This is a genomic window from Streptomyces sp. NPDC052687, from assembly GCF_040678395.1.
In the GTDB taxonomy this organism is placed as follows: Bacteria; Actinomycetota; Actinomycetes; order Streptomycetales; family Streptomycetaceae; genus Streptomyces.
On sequence record NZ_JBFATR010000002.1, the window covers coordinates 211,669 to 227,072 of the forward strand.

Consider the following 15,404-nt stretch of genomic DNA (forward strand, 5'->3'; position numbering starts at 1 on the left):
CCGGCATGGGCGGGGCCGGCGGTGCGGGCGGTGCCCTGGGGGCGGCAGCGGGAGCGGGCTCGGCCGGCTCCGCAGGACCGTAACCCGGCCTCGGGCGGAGTCAGCCGTTCCGGCGCTGGGCGAAGCGCAGCATGTTGCCCGCGGGGTCACGGAAGGCGCAGTCGCGCACCCCCCACGGCTGGTCGACCGGCTCCTGCAACACCTCGGCGCCCGAGGCCCGGACCCGCTCGAAGAGGGCGTCGCAGTCGTCGGTCGAGAAGATCACCCCGCGCAGCAGGCCCTTGGCGAGCAGCTCCGCCATGGCCCGCCGGTCCGCCTCGGAGGCGTTCGGGTCGGCGACCGGCGGCTCTAGCACGATCTCCACACCGGGCTGCGCGGGCGAGCCGACGGTCACCCACCGCATCCCCTCGAAGGAGACGTCGCGCCGGACCTCCAGCCCGAGCGTGTCCCGGTAGAAGGCGAGCGCCTTGTCGTGGTCGTCCACGGCGATGAAGCACTGCGACAGCGTGATGTCCATGCCGGACACGCTACGACCGGGCCGCGCCCTTCGCTTCTCCGTTCCTGACCGGTCTGGTCAGCACCTTGGCGACGCACGCCGGGACGTTCGCGCCCTCCCGGTGATCCAGGGCCCGGTAGGCGCTCGGACTCATCCCCACCAGCTCCGTGAAGCGGGAACTGAACGACCCCAGCGACGTACACCCCACCGCGAAGCACACCTCGGTCACCGACAGGTCCCCGCGCCGCAGCAGCGCCTTGGCCCGCTCGATCCGACGGGTCATCAGATAGCTGTACGGCGTCTCCCCGAACGCGGCGCGGAAGCTGCGCGAGAAGTGCCCGGCCGACATGTGCGCCTCCCGCGCCAGCGCCGGCACGTCCAGCGGCTGCGCGTAGTCACGGTCCATCCGGTCACGAGCCCGCCGCAGCAGCACCAGATCCGAGAGCGTCACGGCACCAGGATGGCACGCCCCGCGACCCGGGACTCAGGGACTGATGGAGTCGAGGAAGTTCCCGATGGCCTCGACGATCCGGTTCCTGCGCCGATGCGCGGTGCTGCAATACCGCCGGGTGCGCCACCGCCGTCGCTGCGGCACCGGCGTGCCGCACCACGAGCACGGCACCGTTCGTATCGCTCCCCCGTTCACGCCCCACACCGTAGCGGGTCCGGATGCGGGGCGTCCGCGTGGAGCGAAGGGGAGGCACGTACGGCGAGAGGGCGGGCGAAGGGGCGGGCGACGGGCGAAGGGGCGGGCCCGTCATCCGCTCACGTGACGCCGCAGCGCGTCGACGCGGTCGGTGCGCTCCCAGGTGAAGTCGGGCAGCTCCCGCCCGAAGTGACCGTAGGCGGCGGTCTGGGCGTAGATCGGGCGCAGCAGGTCGAGGTCGCGGATGATGGCGGCCGGGCGCAGGTCGAAGACCTCGGTGACGGCCCGCTGGATCGCCTCCTCGGGGTGGAGGGCGGTGCCGAAGGTCTCGACGAACAGCCCGACGGGCTCCGCCTTGCCGATCGCGTACGCCACCTGCACCTCGCAGCGGGCGGCGAGACCCGCGGCGACCACGTTCTTGGCGACCCAGCGCATCGCGTACGCCGCCGAGCGGTCCACCTTGGACGGGTCCTTGCCGGAGAACGCGCCGCCACCGTGACGGGCCATGCCGCCGTAGGTGTCCACGATGATCTTGCGGCCGGTCAGCCCCGCGTCGCCCATCGGACCGCCGATCTCGAAGCGGCCGGTCGGATTCACCAGCAGACGGTGGTTCTCGGTGTCGAGCTTGATGCCCTCGTCCAGCAGCGCCTTCAGCTCCGGCTCGACCACGAACTCCCGGATGTCGGGCGCCAGCAGCGAGTCGAGATCGATGTCGGACGCGTGCTGGGACGAGACGACGACTGTGTCGAGGCGGACGGCCTTGTCGCCGTCGTACTCGATGGTGACCTGGGTCTTCCCGTCCGGGCGCAGGTAGGGGATCGTGCCGTTCCTGCGCACGTCCGTCAGCCGCTTCGACAGCCGGTGGGCCAGGAAGACCGGGAGCGGCATGAGCGTCGGCGTCTCGTCCGTCGCGTAGCCGAACATCAGGCCCTGGTCGCCGGCGCCCTGCCGGTCCAGCTCGTCCTCGTCGCCCTCGACGCGGGTCTCGTACGCCGTGTCGACGCCCTGCGCGATGTCCGGGGACTGCGAGCCGATCGACACGGACACCCCGCAGGAGGCGCCGTCGAAGCCCTTCTTCGAGGAGTCGTAGCCGATCTCCAGCACGGTGTCCCGGACCAGCTGGGCGATCGGGGCGTACGCCTTGGTCGTGACCTCACCGGCCACGTGGACCTGACCGGTGGTGATCAGCGTCTCGACGGCGACCCGGGAGGCCGGGTCCTCGCGCAGCAACGCGTCGAGGATCGTGTCGCTGATCCGGTCGGCGATCTTGTCGGGGTGACCCTCGGTCACGGACGCCGAGGTGAACAGGCGACGCGACATGGCACTCCTTGGCGGGCGGGGGCGGGGGCGGGGGCGGACGCGGGGCTGGGGGCGGCTTGGGCGGAGGAGGGGGCGGCGGACGTTCCGGTCCATCGCGAGCAGCCCGGGAGCGACAACTCGCCCTACTGGCCGACGGGTTGAGCCCCGCTCCCGCAGGCGACGGGGCAGACTCTGCCATGGACGCGGCGACGCGGGGCGGATCCTTCCGTTCGCCGGAAAGCCACGCGGCCCGCAGGGACCACGACGGTCACGGACCCGACCGGTGAGTAGGGGGTACGGACGGCGGACGACGGCGGACGACGGCGGACGACGGCGGCAGGCTCAGACCGCCGTCGTATCCGCCTCGGCCGAGGACTCCCGGCCGGCCGCCACCACCGGCTCGGGCGCCCGGAAGGCCCCGGCCGCCGCGAAGATCGCCGCGGCGACGAGGAGCGCCAGGACGGTGAACCCCGCGACCCCCTTGAAGCCGTCGAACTCGGTCAGCAGCACACCGCCGACCAAGCCGCCGATCGTCGTACCCGCGTACAGCGCGGTCGTCGACAGCGACGACACCGTGCCGCGCGAGGCAGTCGTCTGCGACAGCAGCATGTTCATGAAGACCGGGTAGGCGAGCCCGAGCATCGCGGACCCGAGGGCCAGCCCGGCGAGCGCGAGACCCAGACCCGGCGCGAACGGCACCCCGGCGTACACCACCACCAGCACCACGAACACCAGCCGCAGCGTGCGGTGTTCACCGATCCGGCGGATCAGCCGGCTGCCGAAGAGCGACGTGGTCGCCATGCCCGCGCCCAGGGCCGTCATCGAGGCGCCGACCGCGCCGACGCCCAGGCCGAAGTCCCGGTGCAGCCAGGAGCCGATGAAGGAGAACGTCTCGAACACACCGGTCTGGTAGACGAGGTAGCCCAGCAGGTACCAGGTGAAGGTCGCCGACCGGAACAGCTTGGCGTACGTCCCGAGGATCCCGGTGTTCTCGCCCGCCGCCCGGGCGGACGGCACCGACGGGAAGACCCGGAACAGCAGCAGCCAGGCGATCCCGGACAGCCCCGCCACCACGAGGAACGGCACGTGCCAGGAGACCGCCGCCAGCCAGCCGCCGACCGGGACGCCGACGACCTGCGAGATCGACATGCCCGCACCGGCGATGCCCATCGTCCGCACGATCGAGTCCGGCGCCACCAGGACCGGGATGGACGCCCAGATCTGCGGGGTGACGAGCGCGGCGCACACGCCCGCCAGGAACCGGAACAGGATCATCGACCACAGCCCCTGCGCCGCGGCACAGAGCGCCGTGGCCACCGTGAACCCGGCGAACCCGAGGAGCAGCACGCCCCGCCGGTCCCGTCCGTCCGACAACGGCCCGGCCACCAGCGCGAACACCGCGAAGCCCAGGGCGTAGGCGCTCACCATCCACCCGGAGACACCGGCCGGCACGTCGAACTCCTCGGCCAGCGTGGGCAGCAGGGGAGCGACGAGGAAGGTGTCGGTTCCGATGACGAACATGGTCGCGAACGCCGACCACGCGACGACCGCGCTGGACGGGGCACGACCGTGCCGCGTGCTGTGTGCCTGTGTCACGGCTTTCCTTTCCGCTCAAGGGCTGCGGGAGGGAGAGGGGGAGGAAGAGGGGAGAGCCCAACTGATCGCGGCGTAGGCGCAGTTGCCGCTTCGCCCTCCGGGGGAACGCCGCTGCGGGCGTCACAGGGCCCGAGTCTGCGCACGGGGCGCGGGGCCTGCCACGGACGGCGGGGAACTATGTCAGGTCGCCCGGCGCGGCAAAGGGCCGGCGGCCTGCCCTGCCCGAAGATCCGGCGAACTCACGCGGGCAGGACACGAGCCCGGGTCCGGTCGTGACCGTCGCCCTGGATGCCGGCGAGGGCGAGGACGGCGTGGGCGGCGGAGGCCAAGGTGACATGGCGGTGCCAGCCACGGAAGGACCGCCCCTCGAAGTCCTTGAGCCCGACGCGCTCGCCGATCTCGGCGAGGTCGCGGCGGGCCCGCAGGGCCAGCTTGGTCATCCGCAGCAGGGCGCTCGCCGGTACGGAGGCCATGTTGGTGAGCCACATGGCGGACGGCACGCGCCCCCCGGCCTCCCACTCACCGAGCAGCACCAGCTCACCGGAACCGGCACCGACCGGCGCGACCGCACTCATCCGCGCGACCGACCCGACCGCACCGACCGCACCGACCCGCACGCTCGCGGCCACCGAGACCCGCCGCGACCACGAAGCCCCCTCCGCCCCGTCAGCCCCCTCGGTCCCGCCGGCCTTCGCCATCCCCTCCGGATCAACCCACTCGACGGCCCGCCCCAGCCCCCGCACGGCGGTCAGAATCCGCTCGGCGCCCAGCGCCCCCGCACCATGACCGGGCAGAGCGGGATCACGGACGGTCAGCCGTGCGCTTCCCCCGACCCGCAGGATGACGGGCACGCCCGCCTCACTGAACCGCCGGACGGTGACGGTGGGCCGGACGGAATGAACGTTGAGCACCACGGGCCGCACGGGAACCCGCCAGGAGGTCATGGCCTCCAGGACGGCGGCGGAGGCGCACTCCTCCTCCGTCTCCTCCCCGATCCCGTCGGGCACCTCGGCCCGACGGCGCCGGTTGTCGTCCTGCACCCAGGTGTGCGGCAGATGCAGCCGCCAGTGCAGCGGGGCACTGAAGTGCTCGGACGCATGCCAGACGCCGAAGGCGTGCTGACCGCGGAAGGCCTGCCCCAGGCAAGGATCAAACACCTGGTCGACTCCGACGGAGTGCTGCCCGGCCTTGAGGATCGGCATCGTCCGCACCACCCACGCCCGAGGCGCCACGGCCTGCTCCAGATACGCGGCCAGAGCCTGCCGGACGGGCATCCAGTCCCACGTGGAACTGCTGATGAAGTGGTGCAGACTCTGCTCGGCGGCCGGCCCGCCCACGTGCGCGGCGATGTTCCGAATGGACTTACGCCCCTCGGTGCTCAGCAGCCCCCGCAGATACCGCTCGCCCTTCTGCCGCTGGTCGCGCCGCGGGAAGGAGGCGAACAGCACGGCGGCCAGCTCCCGGGCCGGCCCCTCCCACACGCCGTTTCCACCCCTCAGGCGGCGTCGGGCCGCACCGCACTCGCACCCGGAGCGGGCACGCGCTCGTCCTCGGACGGGAAGATCTCGTCCTCTCCGAAGTCCGGAGCCTGGAACGGGTTGGTCGCCGGAGGAGGCGACACCACCGCGGAGCGGCGGGGCTGCCCCTCCGGAGCGGAGAACAAAGACATCGAGTCGATGAGAAATCTGCCTTTCGTTACAGGTCCCCGAAGGAGACCTGGCGTGCCATGACCGGACACGACGGTCCTACAGCTTGATCATCTTCGTGTACGGGCTCAGGATCCGCATCCGCGCCGAGCCGAAATCCACGAGCGCCGCGATCCCGTCCTCCATGCCGACCACCCGGCCGAGGCCGTACACGTCATGCGTGACCTGGTCGCCCAGGGCGAACTGCTTGGGAGTCGGTACGGCCGGGGCCTTGAACGGGCTGGTGGGCAAGTGACGCTTGGGCGCCGCAGGCTTTGTCATGCCTCAGTATGCGCCCAGACCCCCCACCCCCGCTGTGGCGATCCACACAGCCCACCCGCACGCAGCTCCACCCAGGCCGGTGAGCCGCACCACTCGCAGCAGCACCGGGCCGGTACCAGGCCGCTACGATGGCCAGGCTGGGCAGTGTCCACGCGGTGGGGGAGGGGCCATGAGGACCAAGGATCCGGAGTACCCGGCAGCGGTCGAAGCGGCCGTGGAAATCCTGCGGGAGCGGGCCCGACAGGGACAGACCATGACGTACGGCGAGCTGAGCGCCGAGTTGGCGGAACGGGGCTTCGACTCCATCCCGCCTCACCGGGGAGTCATGACCTATCTGCTCAAGGACGTCTGCCTCTACCGCAACGAGGACGGACGAGCACCGATGCTCTCGGCGATCGTGGTGAACAAGGCGAGCCGGGAACCGTCCGAGCAGTTCTCCACCCTCGCTCGAAGCCTGCCCTTCTCCCGGCCGGCCGACTTGACCTGGCGTGACGAGCAGCAACAGGTGTTCGCCCAGCACCGAGAGGCATGACCTCGCCCTCGACACCCGCGTGAGCAATCCGAGCGCTCATCAGCTCGGCCTGGAGGGCCGGTCAGGAGCCTTTGACCCCCGAGCACGACAAAGGGCCTGGCGTCACTTGCACACCAGACCCTCTGACCAGCGTCGGGGTGGCGGGATTTGAACCCACGACCTCTTCGTCCCGAATGAGGTCCGGTTGGTGCGCCTGCCGGCTTCGATGGCGTTTCCGCAGGTCAGATGGGTGGGCTCGGTTGGTGTCGCGGGGCCTGGAAGGGGCTCGGGGAGCGAGTCGGCTCCCCGATGGCTCCCAGCATCGGGGCTCCCCCTGAGCACCTGCCGGGTGTTCCGAGGCGTTCCTACGCTTGACCCGACAGGTCGTCCACCAGAAGGTCGAGGGTGACCTCCTCATGGAGCGCGACCCCGAGGGCGGTCATGGCTGGGGCGAGACCCGGATCCCAGACCGCGCTGACGGGCCGGCCGTCGAGCGGCAGCTGAGGGATTCCCCCGGCCTGGCTGCGAGCGGCCAGCTGCTCGTAGTCCTCGGCGCCCATGCGCCATGGCTGGGCTCCATAACGGCGGATGATCCGGTTCGCCAGGGCGATGCCCGGCCAGTCGAAATCGCCGTGGTACGCGAAGCGGCAGCCGGTGGCGGCGAGGGCGTCGAGGAGGGTGAGGACCACCGTGGCGGCGCTGCCGGAGGTGCACACCAGGGCATGGACGCAGGCAGCGTCTGCCGCAGCCTCCACCACGCGCGGGTTCTCACAGATGTAGATCACTGTTCCGGCAGGTAGTTGCAGCTGCAGGTCGTGCAGGTCCCGTGAGGTGAGGTGGGCTTCGGCGTGATGGTCGGCTCGCTGCCTCAGGGCCTGCTCCCGCCAGCCTCCGCCGACAGGGCGCAGCCCGTACGTCAGCACGGTGCTGGAGATCTCGTCCGGTGTGACGGAAACCAGACGCCACAGTGCGCGTCGGCCGGCCGCGTCGCCGGGGAACTCGGTGCCGTGGGCGAGGGCGATGCCGCGTTGGACGAGACGTGCGAGCCAGGTGCCGTCGTCCAGGCCGTGTGCGGACCCGGTCGCCAGGGCGGCGAGTTCTCCTCGGCCTCGGGTGCCACCCCGTTCCGGGCCGAGCAGTACGGTGAGGACCTGCACTGCTTGCTGAAGCGTGCGTACCGCCGTTTCGGATGTCACTCCTCTCGGTACGCTAGTGCGGCGCAGCAGGTCGTACCACTGCCCGGTCCAGTCCTGTCCGGCGAGCGGAGAGGCGTCCAGCGCCGAGGCGAGCGACGACCAGACGTGCTCGCGCCGTGCCGCGATACCCGCGCGGACGGCACGGCGATCGGTGAGCGGAGGGCCCAGTTCCTCCAGCACCTCTCTGAGACCGAGTCCGGCCGCCGAGGCGCGTAGCCGTGTTTCTAGGGCGTCGAGGCGCACAGTTACGGCAGCACCTGTGACGGGTTTGCCCAGCAGGAGCGACAGGTCGTTGCGTTCCTGGGCGCTCACCGAGGTCAGCCGGAGGGAACCGGTGGCCTGCACGCCGTTGCTTTCCAGGCGCTTGCGTACCGCTTCCCAGAGCCTGGTCAGCCCGGGACCGGCCAGCCAGTCCCGTGTCGCCGCGGGCAGCTTGCTCATACGGACACCAGACGCCGGTGCCGGCCGTTCCAGGTGTAGTGCAGGGTGGCCACCCCGCGCACATGGGGATCGCGGAGGCACTCGTAGATGTGGAGGGACGGCACCTCCGGCCAGTTGCCCATGAGCCGTTCGCTGGTGAGGACGAAGTCGAGATCGAGATCGACGAGGATGCGTCCCAGCCTCCCATGGGTGGGTTCGTCGACCTTGGCGAAGGCGTCGTCCAGGAGGATCAGCCGCGGGGAGTGGGGTGCCGACTCGGCGAGGCTGGTGAAGTGGGCGGCGGCTGCGGCGAAGAGCACGAGGTAGGAGAGCACTCGCTGCTCGCCCTGGCTGAGCCCGGTGCGGCCGGTCAGTTTCCGCCGCCGTCCCGGAGCGGCGTCCTCGACCACGAAGGTGTGGAAGCGGAACCAGTCGCGGTAGTCGAGAGCGGTCCGCAGGTGAGCGGCGTAACCAGCCGAGGGATCGGCCCGTCGGGCATCCTCGATCCGGCGTTGCAGCACCTCGCGGAGCTGCTCGGTCTGTTCACGCGTGCGCAGGCTCGACGGACTGCGCAGCAGCTCCACGGCCGCCCGCACGTCCGCGTCGACGTCCTCGTCCAGCTTCCACAGCAGTTCCACGCCGAGACCGTGGGAGGTGCGTACGGTGCGCAGGGTGTCGTTGAGTGCCGCGACCAGGTTCGCCGCGGTGATGACCTGGGCCGAGAGATGGTCGCCCAGCTCGCCGGTCAGGAACCGCTGGAACACCTCGCGTTCGCGCTCGGTGAGCCGTCCCCGGGCCTCTGCCGCCTGGACGGCGATCCGCTCGCCCACGGACGCGACATCGTGGGAACCGTGGTCGTCGATCAGGCGGCATACCTTGATTCCGTCGCGTTCGTCCAGTTGCGCGTCGTAACCGCCGGCCAGCTGGTCGCGCAGGTCGGTGTGCCGGTTGAGCAGGGTGTTGTCCGACACCTCGGCCTTCGGGCGGCCGAGGGCCTGCTGTACCGCGTCGGCCAGTGTCTGCAGCGCGCGCAGCCTGCTGCGGACGTTCGAGCCGGGATCATCCGCTGTGTCCTCGGGCAGTGCGGACCGGTCCAGCCCGGCGCCGTGCACCACCTCCGGCCGGCCGAGGGCGCCGCGAAGGGTGCCGCCGGTTGCGATGACCGCCGTCTCCTGGGCGGTCAGGTCCTCGCGCAGGCGTTTCTCCTCCACTTCGGCGCGCACGCGCCGGTCGTGCAGGTCGTTCCGGATACGTTGTGCTGCCGGGACGGCCTGGGCGGCGTGCGTGATGCGCTGTCTGGTTTCCTGCTCGCGGGCGAGGATCTCTTCTTCGGTCGCCCCGATGGCCTCCTCACGGGTGCGCAGGTCCTGTTGTGCGGTACGCAGCCCGGTGAGGCGGAGCCGGTAGTTCTCCTCCGCGGCCAGGCGCTCTGCACGGGCGCGTTCGTACCGCTCGGCATCGGCGTGATGGGCGCCGAGCCGCTCGCCCGTGCCGCCGATCGCTCGGCGAAGATGCCCGATGCCGGTGAGGAGGGCGGCCAGCGCGGTGCGTACGCGTTCCAGCTCGGCGGGGTCGCTGCGCAGGTCATAAGCGGTGGCGGTGGCGTCCGCCTCTGTGCGTACGGCTACGGCGAGGGCGCGGGCCTCCTCGGCCAGCCGCGCCGCGCTGGTGGCCTTGGCGGTCAGGTCACGCAGCGTCCTCTCGTCCGACTCGGCTCTGCTCCAGGCGTCGGCGAGACCGCGTGCCCGGGGGAAGTCCTGTTCCGCGAACCTGATAGCCCGGCGCCGGGCGTCGGCCTCGGTGAGTTCGTGACGGGCGTGGGTCAGCCGCTGCTCCGTCTGCGTGAACTGCTCCTCCAGCTCAGCCAGGATGCGCCGCCGGGTCTCGGCGCGTACGGCGGCTCCCACGTACTCGGCGTCGCTCTTGTGGTGCCGGCCGCTGAGGATGCCCAGACGCCAGGTTCCGTCATAGTGCACCGCGTCATGTGCGGTCGTTTCCCCGGCCGGTGCGAGCGCGATGGCGGTCAGCAGGTGCTCCACCTGCTCGGACGTGACCCCCCACCCCGGTTGTGGTGCCGGGCGCAGGGCCGAGGCGAGGGTCGGCCCGTCCGGCGCCGCGGAACCGGGACGCAGCAGAGTGTCACGGGTGCCGGGCTTGACAAGGGCGCCGTCCGAGCCGACCCACGCGTCCAGGATTCCGCCGGCTTCCAGCGCTGCTTCCAGACCGGCCCGGTACGCCGGGCTCAGCCCATCCACGAAGTCCACCAGCCGGTAGAAGGGCGCCCCGGTGCCCGGTGTCCTTTCGGCAACGCGGTGGTAGGGGACCGGCGGCTCGGGATCAGTACGTCGCTCCCAGTCACGCTTCTGACTCGCCAGACGACCGAGTTCCTCGTCGAGCCGGCCGACAGTGAGGGCGAGGGCGTCGCGGCGTCCGGTGAGTTCCTCGCCGTACGGCTCCAGTGCCGCATGGGCGGCCTGCCACGCCTGGCCGTCGATGTCGGGCGGGAGCGTCCGGTCCGCGAACGGGGCATCGGCGGAGCTCTCGCAGGTGACCACTGCGTGGACGGCGTCCAGCGGCGGGCAGCCGGACCCGACGGCGGCCCGCGTGCGGGTGACCCACTCGGCGACCCGGCGGGCATAGGCATTGCTCTCCTCGGCGACCTTCTCGCGGCCGGCGTCGAGACGGCCGGCGGCCTCTTCCGCCTCGCTCTCCAGCCGTTCCCGCTCGGTGTCGGCCTGCTCCGCCCGGCTCCGGGCCTTCTCGGCCTGCGCTGTGAGGCGCGTCACCTCCTGGACCATCCGGGTCCGGTTCTTCACGACCGTCTCGGCGTTCTCCAACTGCCTCTGCCACGACAGCAGTCCGTCCTGCACCGCCGCCGTGTCCACACGGACGACCGACCGGTGCTGCACCATGTGCGTCTCCCCGTCCGGAGCGGTCAGCTCCGTCTCGCCGGCCTGGGAGCAGACCGTGCGGGGCAGGGCGACTGCCTCGCCGAGATGGCCGGTGGGAAGCCCGGCCTTCTCCGCCTGCGTCAGCAGTTCCTTGCGTTCGGTGCTCAGTTCGGCGAGTCGGCCGCCGAGGTGTTCGGCACCGTCGGCCAGCCGCTCAGCCGCGCCGTCCTCTGCGCTGTGTGCGTTGCTGAGGGCGGTGAAGGCGGCCACTGCGGCGGTGTGCAGCGCCTCGACCGTGGTGCGGCGTTCCGACAGTTCGCGCAGGCTGCGGTAGGCGTGGCTGGCGTGCAGGGCGGCGAGGTCGGTCCGGGCGGCTTCTTCCTCGTCGCGCAGGGTCTCCAGCCGGGCTTCCGCCTCCTCCTCCTGCGTCCTCAGCTCGCTGGTCCGCTGTGCGGCGTCTCCGGCCGCCCGGCGTCGCTGCGCGAGGACCTCCAGCTCCCCGCTCACCGCCTGCGCGCAGGTGCGCAGGACTCCGGACAGGTATCCGCGGTAACTGATGAGGAAGGTACGCAGCGCCGTATCGGTACGCTCCAGGCGGCCGAGTTCGTCGCGTACGGCGTCGAGGTCGTGGAGGTTGCGCGCGACCTTCTCGACCACGTCCTCGTCGAGTCCCGGCAGGGTCTCGCTCAGCAGGGAGGCGAGTCCTCCGTGCTCGATGCGGTCCCCGACGGTGGGCCGCCGCAGCCGGTGGAGGAGCTGGGTGAGGTTGCGGTAGCGGGTCGCGTCGGTGATGCCGAACAGTTCCCGGGCCACCCGCAAGCGGTGGACGACCGCGCGGTCGGTGACGTTGTCGGAGCCGACGATCTCCTTGAGCCGGTCGACCGGTAGGGGCCTGCCGCTCTCGACCAGGTGCAGGTCCTCACCGACGCGCAGCGGCGTGACGAAGAACGTCGGCAGCGCCTTCTGGGTCGACTTCGAGGCGCGGATGGCGGCGCCGAGGGTGAGGTGGTGATGGTGGCCGCCCTCGGCCATGCCCCGGAACTCCACCCACAGGTAGCCGAGACGGTTGGTCTGCTCGAACCCGTCCAGCATCAGCCAGGCGAGAGTGGTCCGGCCGGTGCCCGTCGCGTCCAGCGCCCGTGAGTCGCCGTCCAGCAGGTACGGAAGCAGCATTTCCAGGGCCTTGGACTTGCCCGCGCCGTTCTTGCCACGCAGGAGCAGCCGTCCGTCACCGAAGGCGAACACCTGCTCGTCGTACTGCCACACGTTCTGGATGCCCGCCCGGTGCAGCCGGAAGCGGGTGCCGGCGGTGGTCGTGGGGCCGGAACGCGGCAGCGGGACGAGGCCACGCGCATCGGTGGTCACAACGGCAACTCCTCTTGAACATCAGTGCCCTTGCCGGCTGCGGTGGCCGGGCGCACGGTCACGTGGGTGGCGTAGCGCGCCGCCGCGGCCAGCAGCACCCAGCCGTCACCGCCGGGACGTACCCCGCGGACATCGGTCACGGTGCGCCCCTCCGGTGCCTCGTCGGCGTACCCCTCCGGCAGGCCATAGCCCTCGGCACGCAGTCGGCCGGTCCCGGCCATCAGCCGCATGCGGGCCAGCAGGTCCAGTACGGCCTCCCGCAGGGCGCGGATGTCTTCCAGGTAGTCACGCTGCCAGTAGCCGCGCTGTCCGTACTCGGCGACCAGTCCGGCCAGCAACTCGTCCACGAGGCCGTCGGGGACAGCCACGCCGATGACGAGCGTCCCTCCGGTCGCCGGATGCCCGGGTTCCTGCGTTCGAAGGCGCTCCACGAGCCGTTCCACCAGCAGCAGTGCGGCCTGTGCGACCGTCCCGGTGCCGGGCAGGTGCAGATCCGTCAGCTCGTGCTCGGGGTCCACCAGCGCCACTCCCTCGGCGCGGATCTCCATCTCTAGGCCAAGCAGTTCGGAGAACGCCTGCGCTTCACGGCGCTGCCGGGTGCGCAACCAGTCGCGTTCGGCGTCGGTCAGCTCGTCCAGGTAGACGACGGGTGTCTCGACGAGCATCCGGCGCACATAGGTGCGAGGTCCGCCGAACCCCGGGTCCGCTGCCCGCCGGACCAGGTCGGCGCCGTCACGGGCCTGGGCGAGTGGGCCGGCGACGACGACACGGGCCAGCTCGCGGTCCACTGTGATCAGAGCCTCTCCGCCCGCATCCTGTGCGAGAGCGGCCACATGGCCCTCGGTCTCGATGAGGACGCCCCACCCGACCAGCAGGCGCAGAGCCGCTACCAAGGTCCGTTTTCCGGCCGCCCTACCTGCCTCCTCCAGCTCGATCTCCGCGTCGGCCGCGGCGGCCCTGATGTCGGCGACCAGCTGTGACAGCAGCAGTTGTTCGGGGGCGGTCACCAGCACGGACAGGGCCAGCGCGAGACAGGCGTAGGTGTGCGGAGTGAAGGGGGTGCCGGTGGAGCGCTCCAGCCGGCGGCCCGCGCCTGCTCCCAGCCCCGCCTTGAAGAGCCGGGCATAGGAGCTGTCGACCAGCAGGCGGTAGCCGAGCACCTGCTGGAACCGTCTGCCCAGCCAGTCGGCGTGCCTGCGGATCAGCGGGAAGAGGTCGGCGTGCGGGCCGTCCGAGGTGACCAGCGGATGTCCGAGCAGCAGCCGGGCGGCGCTGCGGCGTTCGGCGGCCAGGGCCACGTCGTGTGCCGAGGGGAGGGTCATAACACGCTCACCTCCGCATCGCCGTCAGCCGCGTCGGAGGAGGTGCGGCCGACGTCCAGCTCCAGGTCGTCCAGCAGCAGGTCGCCGTCGACCGAGTGCAAGACGCACCGGGCGCCTGCCGTGCGTCGCACGGTGAGCCGGATGCCCAGCTCGGCGTCCTCGCTGTGTGCCTGGTCGAGGTCGAATTGCGTGGCGCCCGCCCCGTCCGTGCCGGCGCGACGCCTCAGCTGCGCGTTCCCGAGTGCGGTGGCCAGCAGCTCCAGAAGCAGACCGAGCGCTGCAGAGGTGAGGCGCACCTCGGCGAACCGGTCCGAGACGCTGCGCAGTTCGTCCGCCGCCGCTGCCCTGGCCCCGGATCGCTCACGGGCTGCCTCCCGCAGCCGCCGCTTCTGTGCGGAGTGGTCCTCCACCGCGGACGTCCGGCCCCGCTGGGCGCGGCTGCCCCTTTGCCGCAGGGCCACCGGCACTTCGACCACCGGCCCGGTCCACCAGCTCGTGGAGGCGGGCACCACCTCGTCGGTGGCCGGGGGTATGCCCAGATGACGGGCGCCGTACAGCCCGAAGGCGGCGACGGCGATGTCATGCGCGTCCTGCGGCGCCGCTTCCTCGAACCACCGGGCCAGCCGCAGCAGGTCCTTGCGCCGGGACATCTCCCCGGTGGCCGACCGCAGCATCCGCTTGGCGTTGGCGAGCAGCGACTGCAACGCGCGCAGGGTGGCATCCCGAAGTTGATCGACCTGGCTGCCCTGCCCGTCGGTGTCGCTGAACCAGCCGCGCAGGCCCTCCCAGTCCGCGAACTCGCGCCCACGGCTGCGCTGCACCCGTGTCTCCAGGCGGCCGTCGCTCTGCGGTGACAGGCCGGTGAACCCCTGTGCGTGGGCGTCCAGCCGGGCGAGCAGATCCGGGATGTGCGGCCACAGCCTTTCCAGTGCCGCCGAGATCCGGGGCGCGCGGAACGCCACGTCGTCAGTGATCGCCTCGACGTAGTCGAGGAGCAGCTCCTTGAAGCCCTGGTACTCGGTGCTGTCCAGGTCGTACCGGGCCAGAACCTGGCCGAGGTAGGCGTAGAAGTCCCGGATGGAATCCGCGAACTCGGTGAACTGCACGAACAGCGTGCTGACCCGCTCCAGCCCGTCCTGCGGTTCGATGCCACCGGGCGCGGTCACGAGCTCGGCCAGCTCCCTGAGCCCGCGCTCGACCAGGGCGAGCAGCTCGTTGCTCACCTCCCGGGCGGCGTCCGCCTCGGCCAGGACACCGTCGGCGTCCCGCTGGATGCGTTCGCCCAGCTTCGACAATTGGTAGCGCGCGCGGGACCGCTGGTACTCGCTGATGCTGGACGCCTTCACCGTGTGGCTGCTGCGCAGCAGGTTGCCCCATTTCACCAGCCGTTCCAGTCGGTCGGTGAGGGTGTCGGCATCGAGCCCGGCGGCGGGGCCGCCGGCCTGGCGCAGCTTCGCCAGGACATCCGGTGCAGCCAAGTCCGCCAGCAGGGTCCCGCAGAACACCCGCATGATCGCCAGGTACTCCAGCCGCTCGGGCGCGCTGAGGTAGGTGTACGCGTCCAGCCGCTTCCGCGCCTCGTCGTCGCCGGTGGTCGGCGTTGCGCCGGGTGCGGGTCCCTTCATATCTGCGAGGTTACGCTGCGCATTCGATCGCCATCGGTGCGTTGCTGGAAATGATCCGGACTCGTGCCAG

General features: G+C 71.4%; 12 protein-coding genes. 1 reads left to right on the top strand and 11 read right to left on the bottom strand.

Going from position 1 to position 15,404, the window contains the following annotated elements:
* Positions 1–100: 100 nt before the first annotated feature.
* From AB0K92_RS03880 to AB0K92_RS03910, 7 genes are all read right to left on the bottom strand, one after another.
* Entirely contained in the window at positions 101–517 is a 417-nt protein-coding gene (locus AB0K92_RS03880) for a VOC family protein (protein ID WP_365919095.1), read from the bottom strand.
* Between the two features lie 10 nt (positions 518–527).
* A complete protein-coding gene (locus AB0K92_RS03885; protein WP_365919097.1) occupies positions 528–947 on the bottom strand; it encodes a helix-turn-helix transcriptional regulator in 420 nt (139 codons plus the stop codon).
* 306 nt (positions 948–1,253) lie between these two features.
* A complete protein-coding gene (metK, locus tag AB0K92_RS03890; RefSeq protein WP_365919099.1) occupies positions 1,254–2,462 on the bottom strand; it encodes a methionine adenosyltransferase in 1,209 nt (402 codons plus the stop codon).
* Between the two features lie 321 nt (positions 2,463–2,783).
* Positions 2,784–4,037, bottom strand: a complete 1,254-nt coding sequence (locus AB0K92_RS03895) for an MFS transporter (RefSeq protein WP_365919101.1) — start codon at positions 4,035–4,037, stop codon at positions 2,784–2,786.
* Positions 4,038–4,276: 239 nt separating this feature from the next.
* Positions 4,277–5,518, bottom strand: a complete 1,242-nt coding sequence (locus AB0K92_RS03900; RefSeq protein ID WP_365919103.1) for a transposase — start codon at positions 5,516–5,518, stop codon at positions 4,277–4,279.
* 14 nt (positions 5,519–5,532) lie between these two features.
* The gene (locus AB0K92_RS03905; RefSeq protein ID WP_365919105.1) at positions 5,533–5,706 is read right to left on the bottom strand and encodes a hypothetical protein; all 174 of its coding nucleotides are present in this window, start codon (positions 5,704–5,706) and stop codon (positions 5,533–5,535) included.
* A gap of 76 nt (positions 5,707–5,782) precedes the next feature.
* Positions 5,783–6,004, bottom strand: a complete 222-nt coding sequence (locus tag AB0K92_RS03910; protein WP_166000865.1) for a hypothetical protein — start codon at positions 6,002–6,004, stop codon at positions 5,783–5,785.
* A gap of 169 nt (positions 6,005–6,173) precedes the next feature.
* Between AB0K92_RS03910 and AB0K92_RS03915 the strand changes: the two genes are divergently transcribed.
* On the top strand, positions 6,174–6,536 hold the full coding sequence (locus AB0K92_RS03915) for a hypothetical protein (protein ID WP_365919107.1): 363 nt from the start codon (positions 6,174–6,176) through the stop codon (positions 6,534–6,536).
* A gap of 344 nt (positions 6,537–6,880) precedes the next feature.
* On the opposite strand, the gene AB0K92_RS03920 is transcribed toward AB0K92_RS03915, so the two are convergent.
* The 4 genes from AB0K92_RS03920 to AB0K92_RS03935 are packed head-to-tail and all read right to left on the bottom strand — an operon-like array spanning position 6,881 to position 15,334.
* Positions 6,881–8,152, bottom strand: a complete 1,272-nt coding sequence (locus tag AB0K92_RS03920; RefSeq protein ID WP_365919109.1) for a TIGR02679 family protein — start codon at positions 8,150–8,152, stop codon at positions 6,881–6,883.
* Positions 8,149–12,387 carry a TIGR02680 family protein gene (locus AB0K92_RS03925; RefSeq protein ID WP_365919111.1) on the bottom strand — a complete coding sequence of 1,413 codons (4,239 nt, stop codon included), beginning with the start codon at positions 12,385–12,387 and terminating at the stop codon, positions 8,149–8,151. Before AB0K92_RS03925 ends, AB0K92_RS03920 begins: the two co-directional genes overlap by 4 nt.
* Complete coding sequence (locus tag AB0K92_RS03930) at positions 12,384–13,709, bottom strand: TIGR02678 family protein (protein WP_365919113.1); 1,326 nt, start codon at positions 13,707–13,709, stop codon at positions 12,384–12,386. Before AB0K92_RS03930 ends, AB0K92_RS03925 begins: the two co-directional genes overlap by 4 nt.
* Positions 13,706–15,334 carry a TIGR02677 family protein gene (locus AB0K92_RS03935; RefSeq protein ID WP_365919115.1) on the bottom strand — a complete coding sequence of 543 codons (1,629 nt, stop codon included), beginning with the start codon at positions 15,332–15,334 and terminating at the stop codon, positions 13,706–13,708. Before AB0K92_RS03935 ends, AB0K92_RS03930 begins: the two co-directional genes overlap by 4 nt.
* Between the last annotated feature and the right edge of the window lie 70 nt (positions 15,335–15,404).

Bases quoted from the DNA above. Each gene is read 5' to 3' on its own strand.
- AB0K92_RS03930 (WP_365919113.1), bottom strand. From the start codon at position 13,709: ATGACCCTCCCCTCGGCACACGACGTGGCCCTGGCCGCCGAACGCCGC.
- AB0K92_RS03910 (WP_166000865.1), bottom strand. From the start codon at position 6,004: ATGACAAAGCCTGCGGCGCCCAAGCGTCACTTGCCCACCAGCCCGTTC.
- AB0K92_RS03935 (WP_365919115.1), bottom strand. From the start codon at position 15,334: ATGAAGGGACCCGCACCCGGCGCAACGCCGACCACCGGCGACGACGAG.
- AB0K92_RS03920 (WP_365919109.1), bottom strand. From the start codon at position 8,152: ATGAGCAAGCTGCCCGCGGCGACACGGGACTGGCTGGCCGGTCCCGGG.
- metK (WP_365919099.1), bottom strand. From the start codon at position 2,462: ATGTCGCGTCGCCTGTTCACCTCGGCGTCCGTGACCGAGGGTCACCCC.
- AB0K92_RS03905 (WP_365919105.1), bottom strand. From the start codon at position 5,706: ATGTCTTTGTTCTCCGCTCCGGAGGGGCAGCCCCGCCGCTCCGCGGTG.
- AB0K92_RS03915 (WP_365919107.1), top strand. From the start codon at position 6,174: ATGAGGACCAAGGATCCGGAGTACCCGGCAGCGGTCGAAGCGGCCGTG.
- AB0K92_RS03880 (WP_365919095.1), bottom strand. From the start codon at position 517: ATGGACATCACGCTGTCGCAGTGCTTCATCGCCGTGGACGACCACGAC.